Here is an 18,873-nt window from a genome sequence, read left to right on the forward strand (position 1 = left end):
TGAGATTTTCTTCCGGGATATCAAACAATTACTCCATATCAAAACCTTCATCGGAACTTCCAAAAACGCAGTCATGAACCAAATCTGGACCGCTTTGATCACCATCTTACTGCTCAAGGTCATGAAAGCTACGGCTAAATTTGGGTGGCACCTGTCCAATCTGGTCGCATTTATCCGACTGAATATCTTTGTCAAAATTGAACTCCAAAAATGGCTCGACAAACCCTTTGAAAACCATGAAAAACCACCTGCAAAAAGCCTACAGGGGGTTCTGTTTCCAGATTTCTACAAAAAATAGTCTCAACAAAAGAAAAACCCATAACTTCAACAATCCCTAAGATTGTTTAGGACAGCATTGTAAATTTTTAAAAACTTTTTAAAAAAGTTAAAACAAAGGTTGACCTCATCTGTTATACTATCATTAAAGGCTTCAATAGCTTTTCTTCATAGTGCTGGGTTGAGCCGCTCCGAAAGGAGCGGTTCTTTTTTTGCCTCATTTGGCCTATCTTTTTCCATGGAAAAATCGACCCAAAAGAAATTCAAAAGATTAATTCGGAAGGAAAGCTGATTGCAAGTCTGATAAAGGGAGCCTACGTGAAAAAGAAGAAGAATGAGGTTAAGTCAAAATAAACCTTTCCACAGAAAGACTTACTTTTGGGAAAAATACTGAGCTATGATTTTGGTGGGAAATGCGGTGTTGTCCGATGATATCAAGGAAATTTTTTTTGTTTGTGATCTTGAAGCTTGCAAGGGTGCCTGCTGTGTAGAAGGTGATGCGGGAGCGCCACTGGAGGACGATGAAACCAGAATTCTGGAGGAAATCTATCCGATAGTCAAAGACTACATTACTGAGGAGGGGAGACAAGCCATAGCAAATCAAGGAGTATGGGTAATCGATAAAGATGGCGACAAGGGAACGCCTACGATCGGAGATAACCGAGAATGTGCTTACGCACTTTATGATCAGCGAGGTATTTTAAAATGTGGAATTGAGCAAGCCTATTTAGATGGGAAGATCTCTTGGAAAAAGCCGATTTCCTGTCACTTATACCCGATTCGAGTCACGAAATACGAACAATTTGATGCCTTAAATTACGATCGCTGGCATCTGTGTGATCCGGCGTGTCAATTGGGCCAAAGTCTGAAAGTACCACTCTATCGTTTTTTGAAAGATGCATTGGTGCGCAAGTATGGGGAAGCCTGGTATCAGGAATTGCTGGAAGAAATCGAGGGCTAATTGACTTAATCCAAATTCAAAAAACCATTTTTCACTAAACCTTCGACTGCAAATTCAGCGATTTTTTGGTAGCCTTGGTCTGAGGGATGGATTTTATCTTAGGAAAAGAAATCTGATTCGATATCAATTGTAATCGGAGATCATCAACCTCCTGATTTTTTTGCACCATAACCTGCCTGAACCAATAGCTGTAAAATTTTATCCCGGTGATCTCCCTGTATAAGGATTTCCCCGTCTTTGGCAGAACCACCCACACCACATTTGTTTTTAAGAAGCTTCCCCAATTCCTTTAGGTCCTCTTCGGAGCCTACAAATCCTTCGATCAGGGTTACTTGCTTTCCGGCCCTGGATTTTTTATCCAATAGGATTTTGAGTTTCTGCTGAGATGCTGGAAGGGTCTCGGCAGAATCTTGACCCCAAAAATTAAATTCAAAATTTTCACTCGTAGAGTAGACTACTCCATCACGTTTTTTCCAATCGTTACCTTTCTTGCTCATGATCCAACTAAAAAAGCCTGCACACACCGTGCAGGCTTTAAATTAAAACTGCAATTACTTTGTCTTATAAGTCCAAACAGGTCTTTTTGAATGGTTGACTACATCTTCTGCAATGCTCCCTGTGATTAAGTGCAGAAGTCCTGTGCGTCCATGGGTTGTCATGGCAATCAGATCCGCGTCAACATCGTCAGCAAACTCGATGATTCCTGATTCTTCGGAAAGTGAGTTGTACACCTCAGCTTTGATATTTTCGAAATGATGCTTTTGAGCAAATGCACGAATGCGATTCATAGACTCTCGAGTCGTTTCAAAGTTACCCGGAGTATTTACCACCACAAAGTAAAATTGTGCATCAAATACGGATTGGATTCGCTTGATCCGATTTGCTATTTCATCACTTGAATCTCTAAAATCGGAGGCAAAGACTACTTTTTTCATCTTTGAAACTTCGGTTTCAGCTTTAATGGTGATCACGGGACATTTAGCATTCCTGACCACTTTTTCGGTATTGCTTCCAACAATGATTTCTTCCAATCCAGAGGCACCTTTTGAACCCATTACTATCAAATCCGGGTCCTGATCATTAATGTACTCGGAAATCCCCTTAAATACGGATCCCAGAATCATTTTCGTCTTTACTTTATAAGCTTCCTCATTGTAACCCTCTTCAATCTTTTTAAGCTGCTTTTTACGCGCCTCGACCAACTCCATAAAGAAAATCTGATTTTCGAATTCAGGAATTGATTCCAAACCGCCACCCATTGTTCCCATACCTGTAGCAACGGGGGTTTCGATTACATGAAGTACAGTCACCTCAATATTGGGGTAATTTGAGGATAACCCAGTTGCAAAATTCAGTGCGTAATTTGCTGTTTGGGAAAAATCAAAAGGAACCAGGACTTTTATCATAATTGCTTTGGGCTTTAAGTTTTCACCAAATTAGCCAAAATAGACCATGAAAAACCAATTTTTATCTGGATTTGATTAGACTAAAAGTCCTATTCCAAAAAGGATTACCCATAGTAGGGTACTCATCGCCATTTTTTTCAAACAAGGATCGGTTTCTGCGGAATTTTTTGCCTTCTGAACTCCAACACCTACTTTGAGCATGAGAAAATATGCCAGAAATGCCAGTAAGGTGTACCATTCTCTGGTGGTGGTGGTGAAAGCGATTAGCCAAAAATTTCCGGACATGATAAGCACCCAATTGTATTGAATGGCTTTCTGTCTTCCTATTCGAACAGGGATGGAGCGCTTGCCTGCTTTCTCATCCGATTCAATGTCTCGGATATTATTAATGTTGAGCACTGCGGTACTGAAGCATCCCAATGAGATAGCGATGATTACAGTCATTGGCTCAAAACTCAGCGTATGAAGGAAAAATGTTCCTAATACACCCAATAAACCGAAAAACACAAAAACCGATATATCGCCCAATCCGGCATATCCATAAGGATTGCTTCCCGAAGTGTAAGTGATCGCTGCCCATATTGCAGCCAAACCCAAGCCCAGAAAAAGTGCAAATAGTTTCCAATCCTGCACTGCGACAAAAAGCAGCAGCAATCCTGAAAACAAAGACAATACTCCAAACAAATACATGGCGCGCTTCATCTCAGGCAGCGATATCAAGCCTGATTGAACCGCTCTCACGGGACCTTGCCTTTCGGCAGAATCGGCGCCGTGAACAGTGTCGCCGTAGTCATTGGAAAGATTGGATAGGATTTGGAGAAAAATGGTAGTCAGTGAGGCCAACACCAGAATCTCCCAACGAAAGCTTTCCTGCCATGCCGCTAAAAATGAACCCGCAAAAATACTAGCCAGGGCAAGGGGCAAAGTACGAAGCCTGACTGCGTGCAGCCAGGCTTCTTTTTTAGTTTTTATTTCTTTTTTCAAAGTGTAAATCCTTGAATTAAGCTCCGATTAATTTTAAAATTTCTTCATCAAGAGGCGCTACAGAGGAAGGGAAAAATTTCACCAATTCACCTTGTTCGTTGACGAAATATTTACAGAAATTCCAACTTGGTTCCTCATTATTCCACCCATTCTGAGTAGCATCTGAAAGCCAACGGTACAGCGGGTGCTTGTCAAATCCCTTTACAGAGATCTTTTCAAACATTGGAAAAGTTACCCCAAATTCCGCATCGCAGAAGGCTTTGATCTCCTCATTGGATCCGGGCTCTTGCCCTCCAAAATTATTGGCGGGGAAACCCAAAATCATGATTTTATCTCCGTGCGCGGCGTATAATTCCTGCAATTGTGCGTATTGTTTGGTGTAGCCACACTTGGAAGCGACATTTACCAGCAACAGTTTTTTGCCTTTGAATTCTGAAAAATCAACTTCTTTACCGTTGAGGTCTGTTAACTTAAAATCGTAAAAGGAACTTTCCATAGATTGGTCAAATGAGGGGTTTAATTCTGCTTGATTTGTGGGTCTTTCCAAGGTTTTGCCACAGGCGAATAGAATGATGCTGATGATAAGTAGTAGTGTTTTCATTTTTTTTTAATAATTAAGTATCAGTCCGAACGGAGTTGAAGGGTTCTCGTACTTCCCAATTCTCGTTGGTCAGGTGCTCCGACTTACACCATATAGTTACATTCGTTCAGGGACAGCTATACCGAGCAAACTCATTCCCTTTTTGATTGTTTTGGCGGTCATGGAAGAAAGTGCAACGCGGAAGGTTTGAATTCCGAGATCCTTTTCGTGAAAGATCGGAACATCCGCATAGAATCGGTTGTATTCCTTAGCTAAATCAAACAGGTATTGCGCAATTACCGAAGGAGAAAGCTCCTCAGCAGCCAGTTTTATTTTCTTTTCATAGTCATTCAAAAGGAGAATCAAAGCAGCTTCCGATTCGGTCAGTTCGCTGATTCCTGTAAAATCAGGAGCGGAATAACTAACCCCGATTTGGTCTGCTTTTCTCAAAATGGCCGCTATCCGCGCATGCGAATACTGAATGAATGGACCGGTGTACCCTTGAAATTCAATGGATTCCTGTGGGTTGAACAACATTCGTTTTTTCGGATCAACTTTCAGTAAAAAGAACTTCAATGCACCAAGTCCAAGGATCTCATACAGTTCTCCAGCCTGCTCATCGCTGAAGCCCTCAATCTTGCCCAACTCTTTGGTGTGATGCTCGGCCGTTTCGATCATTTCCTGCATCAAATCATCCGCATCGACCACTGTTCCTTCCCGAGATTTCATTTTGCCGGTAGGCAAGTCCACCATACCATAAGACAAATGATACAAACCGTCACCATAAGATCTTCCAAGTTTTCGCATGATCTTAAACAAGACTTCGAAGTGGTAATCCTGCTCATTTCCAACTACATAAACAGATTTGTCAATCTTGAAATCTTTGTATTTCAAGTCGGCAGTACCCAAGTCCTGCGTGATATAGACCGAGGTGCCGTCTGCACGTCTGACCAGTTTTTCATCCAGTCCTTCTTCCGTCAGATCCACCCAAACCGATCCGTTTTCTTTCTTGAAAAAGATCCCTTTTTCCAAGCCTTCTTCCACAATATCTTTTCCCAGAAGGTAGGTGTCTGACTCGTAGTAAAACTTATCAAAGGTGACTCCCATCTTTTTGTAGGTGGCATCAAATCCCGCGTAAACCCAATCATTCATCTGTCTCCAAAGCGATACTACCGCTTCGTCATTGGATTCCCATTTGCGAAGCATATCCTGTGCCTCAAGCATGAGGGGAGCGTTTTTCTTGGCCTCGTCTTCCGATTGACCTTTGCTCACCAGATCTTTGATTTGCTTTTTGTATTCCTGATCAAAAATCACATAATACTTTCCCGCCAAATGGTCGCCTTTGAGTCCGGTTGATTCAGGTGTTTCCCCGTTACCAAAGTGCTGATAGGCCACCATGGATTTGCAGATGTGGATGCCACGGTCATTGACGAGGTTGGATTTGATGACCTCGTAACCATTGGCTTTGAGGATCTCAGCGACTGAAAAACCCAGGAAATTATTCCGTAAATGTCCTAAGTGAAGCGGTTTGTTGGTGTTGGGGGAGGAGTACTCCACCATGACTTTTTTGCCATTTGCCGTAAGCTGCCCAAAATTTGGGTTGGTGTAGATTTGCTGGAAAAGATCCACCCATACCAGTTCGTTCAGTTCCAGATTAAGAAAACCCTTGACGACATTGAAGCCGGTAACCATCGGGACATTTCCTTTGAGATAATCTCCGATTTGATTGGCTGTGGCTTCTGGATTGGCCTGAGAAATCTTCAAAAAAGGGAATACCACGAAAGTGTAGGTACCCTGAAATTCCTTTCGGGTAGGGGCGAGAGCGATTTGATCCAAAGGCAAATCATGCTTGTAAATGTCCTGAAACGCCAGCTGAATGCCTTGAATGATAGTTGATTGAATGTTCATCTTTTTTTAACCACAAAGTTCACAGAGAGTAAATAAGAGGACGCGGAGAGGTTTGTGGGGATATCCGACTCTGCGAGTGTCTTCTAATTCTTGGTTGAATGGAATACTTATTGAATTCTTGTTTTGTCATTTATTACTCTTTGGAGCCCGAATTTAAGACGGGTTACATTGAAATTCATTAGAAGTCCAAGTTTATAATTTCCAAGTTTCAGATAATTTATAGTTTGGGCCATGTGTAGGTCTGACAATAATTCTACTGACTTAAGTTCTAAGACAAGCTTCCTTTCAACCAAGATGTCAATTTTATAGGCTACCTAGATTCTTATGTCTTCCATTTCTAGCGGAAGAAGTTTTTCCACTTCAATTTGAAATCCTTCTTTAAGTAATTTCCTTGCTAAGACCTGTTTGTAGGCATTTTCAAGAAGTCCTGGTCCCAAAGCGGAATGTACTTGGATGGCATGCCCAATTACTTTTGATGCGAGTTCATCTTCTGATAAATTCGAATAGCTCATAATAATAAACTTTGTGAACTCTAATTTAACCTTTGCGGCCTCCTTTGTGGTATAAAAACTCCGTCAGTAATTATCCACCAGTGACTTGGTCGTGATTTCGAGGACTTCGAAGGCCGCTTCGGCCATGGTATTTTCCGTGTCGAGCGTAGGATTTACTTCCACGATTTCCCAGCAGCAGACACGTTTGTCTTTGATCAGTTCGGCATTGAGTTGAATGGCTTCTTCAACCGTCAGCCCATTGGGAACAGGTGTTCCCGTACCGACAGAAATGGAGCTGTCTAGGCTGTCTACATCGAAGGAAATGTAGATTTGCTCGCAATCTTTAAGCTTTTCCAAAGCCTCAGAAGCAATTTTTTCAATTCCTTTTTCCCGTACTTCCTGTGTGCTGAAATTTTTTATCTCATATTTTTTGATCAAATGATTTTCCGGAGCCTCGGTATCTCGAACTGAAATGAATACGATGTCACCAGGTTCAATTTTAGGAAAATCTCCGCCTATCTTTTTGATTTTTTCCCAATAACTAATGGTCTCCGGACTGACCTCATTGACCTTGCAATCCAGATTATCCAACTGACTGACCATAGCGAGTGGCATCCCGTGCATATTGCCGGAAGGAGTGGTAAAAGGGGTATGCAGATCGGCATGCGCATCAATCCAAATTACCCCCAGGCGTTTATCGGGATGGGCAGCTTTGATGCCCATGATGGTTCCTGCTGCAGTGCTGTGATCACCGGCCAGCACGATGGGAAATTTCTTTTCGAGACGAAGCGATTCAATGGTAGAATAGACGTTTTTCAGAACCTGATACACTCCATCGATGTATTTACCATGCGGATGTTTATTTCCTTTCCAAAGAAAATTGTTAGCGTCAGGGACATTGATTGGGTCGAATTGGGTAAAAAAGTTTGACTTTTTGTCCAGACTTGCAATTTTCAAAGCATCGATCCCCATACTGGCACCGCGTGTTCCTGCGGCAATTTCAGACCGTACTTCTACGAGTTTTATTTTTCTCATTTTGAGGTTTACTTGGGTTCATTCAAGGTGGTGATATAAGGCCAAAACTAGTCAAAAGGCCTCAAAATTCAATTTTTGGCAGATTTGGTTTTGCCTCAGGAAAATAATTATAGTCTATAAAAATTATAGGGTATATAGGAATATAGGAATTCAACTTCTATATTTGAACCATCATTATCACAAAATCCCTTTTACATGAGCGCAGTTGCCCAATTTGTCGATTCGGAATTGAAACCAAATCCTTGGACAGTAAGTAATTCTCCTGAGTTAGCGAAGTTTAAAGTAAGCAATCAGGAAATTCTTAAGATTTTTTCTCAACCTGTGGCTAATCACATGCAAGGGATGTGTCGCTTTGAAAATGGGTTTGAGCAACTTTTACCTTTGTTCCGCGGCCTGATTCTATTGGGGAAACCAAATTCGCTCAGCCTGATCTATGATTTTGACCATGCGCAGGTATTCTTTACTTTCTCTAAGACCGAGGAAAAAGCAGTGGTTTATTTCTTCAACCAAATCATCGAATTGTTAAAAAGAGAAGTGAAGTTCAAGGAGATTCTTTCAAAAGTCATCGAAAACAACAGACGCTTTCAAGCCGAACAGTCTTTATTGCAATCAGCTTTACATGGTGTCGCTTGGGATTAAGTTTTCAAGTAGTCAAGTCATCCTTTAAATCAAAAATCACCTTTCATGAACTTCCGGAGGGTGATTTTTTGGGTGTGTTGGATTTTTAATTAAAGCCAATCATATCGCCCTGCCTGCAAGGTATCGTTGTACTTCATAGATATCGATGCTTTTGTTGAATTTCTTGTTGACAGAGGGTGTAGCCTCACTGGAGAACCAGATTTTGAGTGCTGCATCCAGTTCAAAAGTGCCGGCAGTCTCCAACGAAAACCGCGTGATACTTTTGTAAGGCATAGACTTGTATTCCACTTTGCTGCCAGTTACGCCTTGAACATCGATCAAGATCAATCGTTTATTGGTGAATATGAAGGTATCGCGAAAGAGCTGAAACCCCATGTCGGTTTCTTGAATTTCTAAAGCCTTTTCAATATACTTTTCTGTGTTAGCGCAAAATTCCACCCATTTTACCGTTTTAATGTAAGAGTGTTCACCTTTGTAGATATTTGTCCCACTACATTCTCTGGTATTTGGTCTTAAAATATTAAACATGTTCTCCTTCAAAATTCCAAAGAACTGGGTTATTAAATGCGTGATTGAATCGCTTTCAGGGTTATATCCAAAATACCATGAAATGCCCATGAGAAAGGCTTCTCACACTGGGGAATGATTATCCAGGGCATTCCATCTGACCATTAAAAAACAAAATATAAACAGATGAAATGCCCATGATCCCGTAGGTACGGGATCACACAGTGGAATGATTATAAAGGGCATTCCATGTGACAGCTAAAAAACAAATTATAAACACATGAATATGAATTGTTTTCATCAGGAAGTACAATCCCTAAAACAGCGTTCCTATGACTTTTTCGCTCTTGAATTGTTGTAGTTCTTTGTGAATAAGAAATCTCCCACGGAATCCACTGTTCATATTCGGGCTTACCCGCTTTTTTCATACCTTTAGAGATCAGAACAATTGTTGTACTGCTTTGACGGATTTTGTCCTGACGCCAAGAGAACTATAAATACCAAAACTCGATTTTCAAGTGCACTACTTATAATCAGAAGACAAATTTCTAAAAAAAGTATGCAAACATAGGAAGAGATTGCTTTTAGGAGAGGATGCAGATCGTTTCATCGTGCTGGGTGTTTTGTGAAGGAAAGTTATCTCCATACCACCACATCTTAAATCCCATGTCAATAAGGCTTGGAGCCTGATTTGTCTTAAATCGATAATTTTACGCTTTTCAGTAATTTTGATTAGGTAATTTTCCCAAATCCAGAAAAATGAAGCGCGCGAATTTTGATTTTTTCCGAAAATCAAATTAGCCATTAAAAAAAAGAAGCGGCTCTGGATTTCAAAACCGCTTCCACTCCATAAAAAGATAGTTTTTAAGCTCCTGTTTCAGCAGCTGCGTGGAGCTTACCCAATTCCTGATCGATAGTCCAAAGTCCAATACCTTCTTCACCGATAATTTCGAACAGTTCAAGCGCCCTTCTGGACATGGTTTCTTCTTCCCGCTGTTCGGTCACATACCATTGCATAAAACTGAATGTCGCAAAATCTTTTGCAGTAAAAGCATGATCAACAATACTGTTAATCGACTTTGTTACCTTGATTTCATGTTCAAGAATCAGTTCAAAAACCTCTCTCAAAGAATTAAAATTGTGACGAACACCTGTGATTTCCGGCTGTATGGCGTGCCCGCCAGCTTCATTGATGTATTGAAAGATCTTCATCATGTGCATTCTTTCCTCATCTGCGTGAGTATAAAGATATTTTGCAGCGTTGGCATAGCCCATCATGTGGCACCAAGAAGCCATAGAGAGATAATAAGCTGAAGACTTACCTTCCATTTCAACCTGTTTGTTGAGCAAAGCTTCTGTATCGGGGAGTAGAGAACGCTGAAGCGTTACAATTTCTTTCTGTTTCATAACTGTGATTATTAAGTATTGTAAGTTAACAAATACAGGGTTCATTCGTTCAAAAACCATAGTTTGGAAAAGGAATTTAGAATTGTTTTAATTAAACAATCAGCGGGTAAGTGGAGAAGGAAATACGGCAAGACTTTCTTCACCGCTTTCGGTAACCGACTGGACAGCAAAGAAATAATTGTCTTTGGAATAGGGGATAGTTAGGCTTGTTTCTGTAGTAAAGAACTTCTTCTCCCACACCGGCGAGGAAGTCTCACGCATCAAAACATAGTACCCTTTAACTTTTCCTATTGTTGGAGTTTTCCAGAGCAAAATCGAATTGTTGCTTAATCCTCGTACATCAATTCTTACTTCCTCAGGCATCCCAGCGGAATTGGCAAGCGAGGCCGATGCTGCCAGATTAACAGCTGAAACTTTTCTCAGGTATTCAAAATCCATAAACTCAGGTAAATCTCCGTACTGAATGCCATTTTCCACACGCACATTCTCATGCTGTTGGTAGAAATTTTCGTTCATTTCGGACATTCTGATAGCAGTGAATCCATTTCTCAAAAATGGAGTTTGATCCCCACCTCTAAGGAATCGGTCACTTCTATAAATCAACTTCACTTCCAATTGATCAACATAACGCTCTCCGACCTCCTTGATATATCGGGCAAGCTGTCGTGATTTGCTGTCATTGTCTGAATTGGTATAGCGACGGCTAGCGGCTTGTTGCTCATCTTCAGTCAAAGGAATTGTCTCTGAGAAAACACGAACTTTGGTGTTATCGCTAATATTGGTATCCGAGGATTTGCTGTTACCCACGATATCGTTGTTTAAGATTCCTGCAATATTCCAGCCTTCTTTTTTTGCCTTATCGGCCAGATAAGTAGCACCTTTTAAGCCCTGCTCTTCGCCGGTAAATGCAACAAAGAGGATGGTTGCTGAAAATTCCATTTTGGCCATCACTCTGGCCAATTCTATGACCACAGCCACACCACTTCCATCGTCATTGGCGCCGGGAGCTCCGCCGATAGCATCCATGACATCTTTGTTTCTTGAGTCAAGATGTCCTGAAACGATGAAAATCCGATCATCCGCCGGATTCGTGCCTTTCAATTTTGCGATCACATTTGCCACGGGAGAGTCCTGTGTGATCCTGCGTCCATCGGAAGGAATAGTGAAATTCTCAATCTCAGCACTCATTCGGCCATTTGAGGATTTTGCAAATGTGTTGAACTTGGACAGGACATAGCGCTGTGCTGCAGGCATACCGTTTTTTTCGTCTCGACTAAGGGTGTGTCGCGTGTGAAAATTAGCAAGATCGTAGGTATACTTTCTTAGGGAATCAGATGAAACCTCAAAAACGAGCTTTTCAATTTTGGGATTTCTGATCACGACTGTCTGAGCTTGTACACCCCAAGCCAAAAGCCCGAAGAATAGCGACAATAATATTTTACGCATGTTTGTGTTTGGTTATAAGCTTAGCCCTAAATTTATCCCAGTAGAATTTATCCCAAGCAAAAATTACATGAACACATTCTCATTGCCTAAAAAAGGTGATTTCCCCACTTATTATAAAACCTATCTTTCGAAGATCTCCGATGAAAATTTTTCAGGACAAATTCTCCGTCAGGTAAATGAACTTCGGGAATTTTTTCAATCAAAAGGTACAGGCTGGGACTCGAAAGCTTATGGCGAGGGGAAATGGACTCCAAAGGAAATCTTGGGTCACTTGCTCGATACCGAACGGATTATGATGTTTAGGGCTCTGTGTTTCGTCAGAGGTGAGCAGCAAGCACTTCCCGGATTTGATCAGGATCAATATGTTCAAAATGGCAAATTCAATGGAGTATCAATTGATCTGCTTTTTAAAGATTTTGAAGCTCAGCGAAACTCGTTATTAACTTTCATCCATACTTTGGACGAAAGTATTTTGGACATTGTGGGCAATGCCAACGGAAAGCCAATAACTCCCAGAGCCCTTTTTTGGATAATTTCCGGGCATTTTACCCATCACTTCAACATTCTGAAGGAGCGATATTAAGCCATGAAAATTCCTATTGCAGTAATTGATGCGTTTACAATCCGGGCTTTCGCAGGAAATCCGGCAGGTGTCTGCCTTTTAGATCAGGAGCTCACCTCAGACCAAATGCAATCTATCGCCATGGAAATGAATTTGAGCGAAACGGCTTTTGTTCAAAAAACTCAAAAACGAGGATACTATTCTTTAAGATGGTTTACTCCAACCTTGGAAATAGACCTTTGCGGTCACGCAACATTAGCAGCTTCTTTTTGGATGCTTCGATCCGGGTGGGCAGTTGAGGGTGAAATGATTCATTTTGCGACCTTGAGCGGGGAGCTTCGGGTTAAAAGTGAAGGAGAATGGCTCATTATGGACTTTCCTTTGATTCCGACATTTACCGATACTCATCCTAAATTTAAATCATCCTTGTTTGGATATGCTATTGTTCAGGCAGCGCAGCTCAACAAAAACTGGATTTTCGAACTGGAAGATGAAAAAGCAGTGACCCAATTAATCCCTGACTTTGTTGCTATCGCCGAGAACAGTGAAGAAGGATTTATTATCACAGCAAAAGGGGAGGGAGAATATGATATCGTCAGCAGATTTTTCGGGCCGAATGTTGGAGTTCCTGAGGATCCTGTTACCGGTTTTGCTCATTGTGCCTTAATGGATTACTGGAATCAAAAATCGGGATATACCCAAATCAAAGCTTATCAGGCCAGTAAAAGAGGAGGAGAATTATTTCTTGAAAAACATGATGACAGAGTACTGATCAAAGGTCAGGCTGTTGCGGTTTTGGAGGGTTTGATCAATGTTTAATCTTCCATACCTGAAAAAATAATGTGGCCCATAATTAAAAAAATCACGCAAAATTGGCTGACAGAATTAAGCATCAAAGCACTCTTGGTTGCATTACTTTTCACGGTTTTTTTCCTTCCCATATTGATTGAAACCGGATTTGTAAGTTTCATTTTTGTCAACACGGTTTTCATATTTATTTTCTTCATAGGAATTTGGTCTTCGGATACAAAACTTATGGTGATTTTGACAAGCTTATTGTTTTTCACCCAACTGTCTTTACGGATTCTCCGCTTCAGCGAATTGCCTGTGGATTTTTATCTTGCGGAGCGAATAGTAGGATTGATCAATATGATCGCATTCATATTTTTGAATATCAATCTTTTATTTAAAAAACATGAGAATCATTTGTATCGCATTATCGGAGCAATTAATGTTTATTTATTGGTGGCTATCTATGGCGCATTTGGCTTCGAGGTGATTCAGTTAATAATCGGTGATTCCATCTCTGGAGCACATGAATTATCAGGACTTGATTCAGATTTTGCTTCCTATATCTACTTTTCCATGGTTTCATTGACTACTGTGGGCTTTGGTGATTATTTCCCTGTCAATATTTTTTCAAAAATGCTTTCGGTTTTTTTGTCAATGAGCGGAATTTTATATCCGGCTATAGTTATCGCCAGACTTATCAACCCCGAAATCAATGAAAAAAAATAGAATTTCCATTCCTGTAATTTGGGATAGACAATTAGAAGATACCTCTTTAATTTCCATTGATTTATTCCTTTCCCAATTTCAAAAAAATATGAAAAAATTCTGCCTGATCTTTCTGTGCATCATCCTGAGCGGCATGACCCAGGCTCAGGAAGTCCGAAAAATTCCTGTCGAATCCAAAGTGGAAACTACCAACGAGGTCACAATCAAAGGCAAGCGTGTACCCTACAGGGCTACAGCGGGGACCCAGCCCGTATGGGATGAAAAAGGAGAGCCGATTGCCTCACTTTTTTACACCTACTATGAGCGGACTGATATATCTGATAAGGCCTCAAGGCCTCTTGTGATTAGCTTCAACGGAGGTCCGGGCTCAGCATCGATTTGGATGCATTTGGCCTATACCGGTCCTGTGATACTGAATATTGATTCAGAAGGATACCCGGTGCAGCCTTATGGCACAAAGGCAAATCCACATTCTATTCTTGATGTGGCAGATATCGTCTACATCGATCCGGTCAACACCGGTTATTCCAGAATTATTAAAGAAGATACCCCCCGAGGTACCTTTTTCGGGATCAATTCAGACATCAAGTACCTTGCGGATTGGGTCAATACTTTTGTCACTCGTGTCAATCGCTGGGCTTCCCCCAAGTACTTGATTGGAGAAAGTTATGGGACGACCCGAGTTGCGGGATTAGTCGCCCAACTACAGAATTCACATTGGATGTATTTTAACGGCGTGATCCTGGTATCTCCTACCGATATGGGGATTGAGCGTGGCGGGCCTATAAAAATGGCTAACTACTGGCCTTATTATGCCGCTACAGCTTGGTATCACAAGGCATTACCGGCTGAGCTACAAAGCAAAGATTTGGATGAGTTGTTGGCCATCGTCGAGCCATTCGCAGTGAATGAAGTCCTCCCGGCCATGTCAAAAGGCGGAATGCTTTCCGATTCAGAGCGAGATGCCATAGCAACCAAAATGGCCTATTATTCGGGATTGAGTAAAACGTCAATTCTTCAGCAGAATTTGATGATTCCAACAAGTTTTTTTTGGAAGGAATTGCTTCGCGAGCGAGACGGCATGACCATCGGTCGATTGGACAGCCGATACAAAGGATTTGACCGCATGGAAGGCGGGGTGACCTATGACTTTGATCCTGCATTGACGAGCTGGAATCATGCGTTTGCTCCGGCATTTAACATCTATGCGAAAAACGTCCTTAAATTCAACACCGACCTGACTTACAATCTTTTCGGCCCGGTACATCCTTGGGACAGAAGTAATGAGACCACAGGATACGATTTGGGAACTGCCATGCGTCAAAACCCTTATTTACACCTGATGGTTCAGTCGGGCTATTTTGATGGAGGCACGGATTATTTCAATGCCAAGTACAGCACATGGCATATCGATCCAAATGGTAAAATGAAAGATCGAATTGATTTTAAAGGCTATCGATCCGGCCACATGATGTATCTGAGAGCCGAAGATCTGGCGACCTCCAATGAGGACATTCGCCAGTTTATCCAGAAATCTCTGGTTAAGCCCGGTCAACCGGCAATGTATAAATAAACCCAAAAGACCAATAATACTATAGGTAGGGAAAAGCCCGGAAGTGTGATCTTTTCGGGCTTTTACTTTTTAATAGGCAAGGTGTAATCAATACGAATACACAATGTCACGTAGATGGATCACGCCGATATAGTTGCCGTTTTCTTCTACAGGAGCGACATTGATCTTAGAATTGAGCAGCAGGCGGGAAACGTATTTACTGTTAAGATTTGAGGAGATAGACAAAGCGGGCTTAGTCATTATTTCATATACACTGACCTCCTCAGGTTTTAGATCTTTGGCTATCACTCCCCTGATGATGTCAGAGATTACGATGATTCCATTTGCGTCCTGTTCGTTTCTTTTTTTAATAAAAAGATAATCCACCTGATTTTCCTTCATCAAGTTTATGGCCTCTCTGACGGAAGCTAATCCATCGATGTAGTAAAGTGAAAGTGAGGCGATGTCTTTTGCGGACTTTGAAGAACTCATATTAATGTCATTTAAAGGTTTTCATCTCTTAATTTTCCTTTGATATTTTCAATCTGCTTTTCCAATCCTGCTACTCGTTCCACATTCAACACGACTGCAATTCCGTTTCCAGGTTCTCTTAATTTGCATTCTGAAGAGATCGCATCTAGTAAATTATTAACGATATGCTCTTCCACTACAAACAACAATATGTCGGTTTTGTCTACTATAGAAACCCCCAAAAACGTGGCTTGTGAAGATCCGGAACCTCTTGCAGGAATTACTACGTCTCCGGTGGCACCAGCTTTTTTAGCCGTATTGATTACTTTTTCAGTAATCTCCGGATTAACAAAGGTCATTACGATTTTGAATCTCATGGTGTGGGATGTTTTTTGAATCTTTTTTTGATCAATTCGATAAGTTGTAAATATCCAAGGACTGTTATAATAGGAAACATGCAGACTAAAGCAATCAAGCCAAATCCATCAAGGGCCGGGTTACTTCCTTCCACTGAGGAGGAGAGCCCGATACCTAATGCCGCTACTATCGGGACTGTAACTGTCGAGGTGGTCACACCCCCAGAATCATAAGCTAGCGCTACCATACTTTTCGGAGCAAATATGGTCTGTACGATGACAATTAAATAACTCACTATCAAATAATAATACAGTGGTGTCCCGGTAACGATTCTAAAAGTTCCAAGCGCAAGTGCAGTACCGGCACCGAAAGCAACTGTAAGTCTCAGTGTCCATTCATTTAGACTTCCGCCTGAGATTGTATTAGCTTTTATGGCTACAGCTTTGAGGGCAGGTTCGGCTAAGGTGGTAGAAAAACCAACTAATGCTGAGAATATGTAGATCCAATAATAGGATCCCCAAAATATTTTTCCATCCAAATCTGGCTTAACAAATTCTGGCGAAGAAAGCTGAAAAGCCATGATTTTTCCGATGGGAAAAAGAGCCTTTTCCAAACCCATCAGAAAGAAGGCCAACCCAAGAATAACAAAAACAAATCCCAAAAAGACATTTCTAAGGTTAGGGATTGGTTTTTTGATTACGAGGATTTGATAGAAAGCAATCAGCATAAGAATAGGTGCCACATCCCGAATGGTATCGAGTAAAATGGAACCAAATTCAATTACGAGGTTAATGCTTTTCATTAAAATTCTAGTTTGGGCAGAGGATAAAATCCTGAATTATTTCCTTTATAATAGTATGATAATCAACAGTTAGAAATTTTTATTCATTGTGAATTAAAATACGATCATCCCATATAACATTACGAAAATCATAGGGAAAAGAGAGGCCAAAGCGATTAATCCAAAACCGTCAGAAAGCGGATTCCTTCCTTTAATCACTGTAGCCAATCCTACTCCCAGCGCAGTGACCAAAGGAACAGTAATGGTAGAAGTAGTTACTCCGCCGGCATCATAGGCAATTCCGATTATTTCTTTGGGTGCGAAAAGGGTCATAAGCATGACCAATAAGTAGCCACCAATAATCAGGTAATAAATTGGCCATCCTTTTATAATTCGAATCACTCCCAGTAAAATCGCCAAACCTACCGAGATTGCGACGGCAATTCTTAACCCAATGGCATAACTGAATTCTTCGCTTGGTGGAATTAATTTTCCTTCAACTGCGACTCTAGCTGCCTCTTTGGCCACTGCGATCAATGCAGGCTCTGCGATAGTGGTGGAAAAGCCCATTAGAAATGAAAATGAAAAGAGCCAAAATGCACTCCCTTTTTTGGTTAATGCAAAAGATAAATTCTCTCCGATAGGGAAAAGTCCCATTTCCAGTCCCTGAATGAAGAAAACCAAACCTATAATAACCAGTATCAATCCCAACACGATGTCAAGGACATTTGGGAATGCCTGTTTTAGTACCACGGTCTGAAAAAAAACCACAACCACAACGATCGGTAATAAGTCCAATAAAGCGCTTTGGAATTTGCGATAGATTTTGAAGGTTGTTTTAATCATGAAGCTCAGTTTCTTGGGATTTTAGCAGTATTCGGGAGAAAAATGGATTTAATTCCGGTGCATCAGATTGTCTTACAGGTAAATCTATTTCATTTAATTTTAGAATTGATAAAAAGTCTAGTCGCATTAAGTCAAAAATGACAATAATCATTTTTAACAAAAAAGGATGCTGGACTACATCGCTCTTAATCTCCAAATGGGCCAAATAAATAAAGTATATCCTCCAACTTTTTCCCCTGCTTTCTCAAATATTGAATCGAAGTCGAACCATCAGACTTGGAGAGTTTTTCCTGCTTGGGGCCTCTGATAATAGCATGATGATGAAAGGTGATTTTCTCAAATTGAGACACCCCCAGGATTCTAGCCAGATCCAACTGTGCTAGTGTCGAGGCATGCAAATCATTCCCCCTCACAATCAAATCCACCCCAAACTGCAGATCATCTACCAATGAAGTAAGGTGATAAGCGGGTAAACCGTCTTTTTTCCGTACAGTGTAAAATGCTGTATCCTGAGGAATCAGAGCGGATTTCTGCTGATCAGGGAATTCAGTGTAGGGAATGAAGTCGGCTTCCGAAGTATCTATTCTCCAAGCCACCTCAGGTTTGTCCAAGAGGAGTCTCCGTTCAAGACACTGGCCCAAATAATAGCCTGAGGGGTCAAGCTGCTGGATTTTTTTACGGGAACAATCACAGGCAAATACCTTTTTATTGGATTCCAATTGCGTAAGCGCCTCCTTGTATTTTTCCATGCGATGCACTTGTGACCATTCGGTTTCAAATTCTTTCAGGTTTTTTGGCCCTTGGTCAATTTTGATTTCTAAAAAATCCAAGGTGTCAAATATATCCTGTACGTATTCCTGTCGGTACCTTTCCCGATCTAAGTCATCTACACGAAGCAAAATTTTTGTACCATGCTTTTCTGCCAAAGCTTTGGTTTTCAAAAAGGAATAGGCATTGCCTAAATGCAAAAATCCGCTGGGAGTAGGGGCGATACGGGTCAGGTTGAAATTCATCTGGCGAAAATAAGGAGATTGAGCTAAAAAAGGCAGTATTTGTTGAGTCCAGCTAAAACCCATCTTCCGTGATAATGCTCCTTACTAAAATTTCAATTTTGTGCATTAGCCTACTTTAACGGCCCTTTTTAGA

General features: G+C 41.1%; 20 protein-coding genes and 2 pseudogenes. 7 read left to right on the forward strand and 15 right to left on the reverse strand.

Features of this window, described 5'->3' with window-relative positions; genetic code table 11:
* Together BLQ81_RS09725 and BLQ81_RS09730 are read left to right on the forward strand one after the other, a co-directional pair.
* A pseudogene (locus tag BLQ81_RS09725) lies at positions 1-298 on the forward strand (IS4 family transposase); the annotation flags it as partial.
* Positions 299-673: 375 nt separating this feature from the next.
* On the forward strand, positions 674-1,237 hold the full coding sequence (locus BLQ81_RS09730; protein ID WP_092729766.1) for a DUF3109 family protein: 564 nt from the start codon (positions 674-676) through the stop codon (positions 1,235-1,237).
* Between the two features lie 143 nt (positions 1,238-1,380).
* Here BLQ81_RS09730 and BLQ81_RS09735 read toward each other — a convergent pair whose 3' ends face one another.
* The 7 genes and pseudogenes from BLQ81_RS09735 to rocF form a co-directional block, all read right to left on the reverse strand.
* On the reverse strand, positions 1,381-1,734 hold the full coding sequence (locus BLQ81_RS09735; protein ID WP_092729767.1) for a translation initiation factor: 354 nt from the start codon (positions 1,732-1,734) through the stop codon (positions 1,381-1,383).
* 54 nt (positions 1,735-1,788) lie between these two features.
* Positions 1,789-2,643 (reverse strand): universal stress protein, encoded by an 855-nt coding sequence (locus BLQ81_RS09740; RefSeq protein WP_092729768.1) that lies wholly within the window; start codon positions 2,641-2,643, stop codon positions 1,789-1,791.
* 75 nt (positions 2,644-2,718) lie between these two features.
* Entirely contained in the window at positions 2,719-3,627 is a 909-nt protein-coding gene (locus BLQ81_RS09745; protein WP_092729769.1) for a 1,4-dihydroxy-2-naphthoate polyprenyltransferase, read from the reverse strand.
* A gap of 16 nt (positions 3,628-3,643) precedes the next feature.
* The gene (locus BLQ81_RS09750) at positions 3,644-4,228 is read right to left on the reverse strand and encodes a glutathione peroxidase (protein WP_092729770.1); all 585 of its coding nucleotides are present in this window, start codon (positions 4,226-4,228) and stop codon (positions 3,644-3,646) included.
* Between the two features lie 96 nt (positions 4,229-4,324).
* Complete coding sequence (argS, locus tag BLQ81_RS09755; RefSeq protein WP_092729771.1) at positions 4,325-6,115, reverse strand: arginine--tRNA ligase; 1,791 nt, start codon at positions 6,113-6,115, stop codon at positions 4,325-4,327.
* A gap of 107 nt (positions 6,116-6,222) precedes the next feature.
* A pseudogene (locus BLQ81_RS09760) lies at positions 6,223-6,627 on the reverse strand (GxxExxY protein).
* 63 nt (positions 6,628-6,690) lie between these two features.
* Positions 6,691-7,641 carry an arginase gene (rocF, locus tag BLQ81_RS09765; RefSeq protein ID WP_092729772.1) on the reverse strand — a complete coding sequence of 317 codons (951 nt, stop codon included), beginning with the start codon at positions 7,639-7,641 and terminating at the stop codon, positions 6,691-6,693.
* Positions 7,642-7,836: 195 nt separating this feature from the next.
* Here rocF and BLQ81_RS09770 point away from each other — a divergent pair, with 195 nt between their 5' ends.
* Positions 7,837-8,280 carry a hypothetical protein gene (locus BLQ81_RS09770; RefSeq protein ID WP_092729773.1) on the forward strand — a complete coding sequence of 148 codons (444 nt, stop codon included), beginning with the start codon at positions 7,837-7,839 and terminating at the stop codon, positions 8,278-8,280.
* A gap of 99 nt (positions 8,281-8,379) precedes the next feature.
* Here BLQ81_RS09770 and BLQ81_RS09775 read toward each other — a convergent pair whose 3' ends face one another.
* From BLQ81_RS09775 to BLQ81_RS09795, 3 genes are all read right to left on the reverse strand, one after another.
* Positions 8,380-8,808, reverse strand: a complete 429-nt coding sequence (locus BLQ81_RS09775) for a PH domain-containing protein (RefSeq protein WP_092729890.1) — start codon at positions 8,806-8,808, stop codon at positions 8,380-8,382.
* A gap of 843 nt (positions 8,809-9,651) precedes the next feature.
* Positions 9,652-10,194, reverse strand: coding sequence for a ferritin (locus tag BLQ81_RS09790; RefSeq protein WP_092729776.1), 543 nt, complete (start codon positions 10,192-10,194; stop codon positions 9,652-9,654).
* Between the two features lie 99 nt (positions 10,195-10,293).
* Complete coding sequence (locus BLQ81_RS09795) at positions 10,294-11,640, reverse strand: M28 family metallopeptidase (RefSeq protein WP_092729777.1); 1,347 nt, start codon at positions 11,638-11,640, stop codon at positions 10,294-10,296.
* A gap of 67 nt (positions 11,641-11,707) precedes the next feature.
* Between BLQ81_RS09795 and BLQ81_RS09800 the strand changes: the two genes are divergently transcribed.
* The 4 genes from BLQ81_RS09800 to BLQ81_RS09815 all read left to right on the forward strand — a co-directional run bounded on the left by BLQ81_RS09800 (position 11,708) and on the right by BLQ81_RS09815 (position 15,293).
* Positions 11,708-12,223 carry a DinB family protein gene (locus BLQ81_RS09800; RefSeq protein WP_175454204.1) on the forward strand — a complete coding sequence of 172 codons (516 nt, stop codon included), beginning with the start codon at positions 11,708-11,710 and terminating at the stop codon, positions 12,221-12,223.
* A 3-nt stretch (positions 12,224-12,226) separates the two neighbouring features.
* Complete coding sequence (locus BLQ81_RS09805; RefSeq protein ID WP_092729779.1) at positions 12,227-13,021, forward strand: PhzF family phenazine biosynthesis protein; 795 nt, start codon at positions 12,227-12,229, stop codon at positions 13,019-13,021.
* 21 nt (positions 13,022-13,042) lie between these two features.
* Complete coding sequence (locus BLQ81_RS09810) at positions 13,043-13,720, forward strand: potassium channel family protein (RefSeq protein WP_092729780.1); 678 nt, start codon at positions 13,043-13,045, stop codon at positions 13,718-13,720.
* A gap of 88 nt (positions 13,721-13,808) precedes the next feature.
* Positions 13,809-15,293 (forward strand): S10 family peptidase, encoded by a 1,485-nt coding sequence (locus BLQ81_RS09815; protein ID WP_092729891.1) that lies wholly within the window; start codon positions 13,809-13,811, stop codon positions 15,291-15,293.
* 87 nt (positions 15,294-15,380) lie between these two features.
* Here BLQ81_RS09815 and BLQ81_RS09820 read toward each other — a convergent pair whose 3' ends face one another.
* The 5 genes from BLQ81_RS09820 to BLQ81_RS09845 all read right to left on the reverse strand — a co-directional run bounded on the left by BLQ81_RS09820 (position 15,381) and on the right by BLQ81_RS09845 (position 18,740).
* Positions 15,381-15,764, reverse strand: a complete 384-nt coding sequence (locus BLQ81_RS09820; RefSeq protein ID WP_092729781.1) for a CBS domain-containing protein — start codon at positions 15,762-15,764, stop codon at positions 15,381-15,383.
* A gap of 11 nt (positions 15,765-15,775) precedes the next feature.
* Complete coding sequence (locus BLQ81_RS09825; protein ID WP_092729782.1) at positions 15,776-16,120, reverse strand: P-II family nitrogen regulator; 345 nt, start codon at positions 16,118-16,120, stop codon at positions 15,776-15,778.
* On the reverse strand, positions 16,117-16,902 hold the full coding sequence (locus BLQ81_RS09830) for a DUF1538 domain-containing protein (protein WP_092729783.1): 786 nt from the start codon (positions 16,900-16,902) through the stop codon (positions 16,117-16,119). The genes BLQ81_RS09825 and BLQ81_RS09830 overlap by 4 nt, the downstream gene beginning before the upstream one ends.
* A 93-nt stretch (positions 16,903-16,995) precedes the next feature.
* Positions 16,996-17,727 carry a DUF1538 domain-containing protein gene (locus BLQ81_RS09835; protein ID WP_092729784.1) on the reverse strand — a complete coding sequence of 244 codons (732 nt, stop codon included), beginning with the start codon at positions 17,725-17,727 and terminating at the stop codon, positions 16,996-16,998.
* Between the two features lie 185 nt (positions 17,728-17,912).
* Complete coding sequence (locus BLQ81_RS09845) at positions 17,913-18,740, reverse strand: glutamate--tRNA ligase family protein (RefSeq protein ID WP_175454205.1); 828 nt, start codon at positions 18,738-18,740, stop codon at positions 17,913-17,915.
* Positions 18,741-18,873: the final 133 nt, after the last annotated feature.

The sequence above is a fragment of the Algoriphagus alkaliphilus genome (assembly GCF_900103735.1).
GTDB classification, from domain to species: Bacteria; Bacteroidota; Bacteroidia; order Cytophagales; family Cyclobacteriaceae; genus Algoriphagus; species Algoriphagus alkaliphilus.

Coding starts and splice junctions, on each gene's coding strand:
- BLQ81_RS09730 (WP_092729766.1), top strand. CDS start 674: ATGATTTTGGTGGGAAATGCGGTGTTGTCCGATGATATCAAGGAAATT.
- BLQ81_RS09735 (WP_092729767.1), bottom strand. CDS start 1,734: ATGAGCAAGAAAGGTAACGATTGGAAAAAACGTGATGGAGTAGTCTAC.
- BLQ81_RS09740 (WP_092729768.1), bottom strand. CDS start 2,643: ATGATAAAAGTCCTGGTTCCTTTTGATTTTTCCCAAACAGCAAATTAC.
- BLQ81_RS09750 (WP_092729770.1), bottom strand. CDS start 4,228: ATGAAAACACTACTACTTATCATCAGCATCATTCTATTCGCCTGTGGC.
- argS (WP_092729771.1), bottom strand. CDS start 6,115: ATGAACATTCAATCAACTATCATTCAAGGCATTCAGCTGGCGTTTCAG.
- rocF (WP_092729772.1), bottom strand. CDS start 7,641: ATGAGAAAAATAAAACTCGTAGAAGTACGGTCTGAAATTGCCGCAGGA.
- BLQ81_RS09770 (WP_092729773.1), top strand. CDS start 7,837: ATGAGCGCAGTTGCCCAATTTGTCGATTCGGAATTGAAACCAAATCCT.
- BLQ81_RS09775 (WP_092729890.1), bottom strand. CDS start 8,808: ATGTTTAATATTTTAAGACCAAATACCAGAGAATGTAGTGGGACAAAT.
- BLQ81_RS09790 (WP_092729776.1), bottom strand. CDS start 10,194: ATGAAACAGAAAGAAATTGTAACGCTTCAGCGTTCTCTACTCCCCGAT.
- BLQ81_RS09795 (WP_092729777.1), bottom strand. CDS start 11,640: ATGCGTAAAATATTATTGTCGCTATTCTTCGGGCTTTTGGCTTGGGGT.
- BLQ81_RS09800 (WP_175454204.1), top strand. CDS start 11,708: ATGAACACATTCTCATTGCCTAAAAAAGGTGATTTCCCCACTTATTAT.
- BLQ81_RS09805 (WP_092729779.1), top strand. CDS start 12,227: ATGAAAATTCCTATTGCAGTAATTGATGCGTTTACAATCCGGGCTTTC.
- BLQ81_RS09810 (WP_092729780.1), top strand. CDS start 13,043: ATGTGGCCCATAATTAAAAAAATCACGCAAAATTGGCTGACAGAATTA.
- BLQ81_RS09815 (WP_092729891.1), top strand. CDS start 13,809: ATGAAAAAATTCTGCCTGATCTTTCTGTGCATCATCCTGAGCGGCATG.
- BLQ81_RS09820 (WP_092729781.1), bottom strand. CDS start 15,764: ATGAGTTCTTCAAAGTCCGCAAAAGACATCGCCTCACTTTCACTTTAC.
- BLQ81_RS09825 (WP_092729782.1), bottom strand. CDS start 16,120: ATGAGATTCAAAATCGTAATGACCTTTGTTAATCCGGAGATTACTGAA.
- BLQ81_RS09830 (WP_092729783.1), bottom strand. CDS start 16,902: ATGAAAAGCATTAACCTCGTAATTGAATTTGGTTCCATTTTACTCGAT.
- BLQ81_RS09835 (WP_092729784.1), bottom strand. CDS start 17,727: ATGATTAAAACAACCTTCAAAATCTATCGCAAATTCCAAAGCGCTTTA.
- BLQ81_RS09845 (WP_175454205.1), bottom strand. CDS start 18,740: ATGAATTTCAACCTGACCCGTATCGCCCCTACTCCCAGCGGATTTTTG.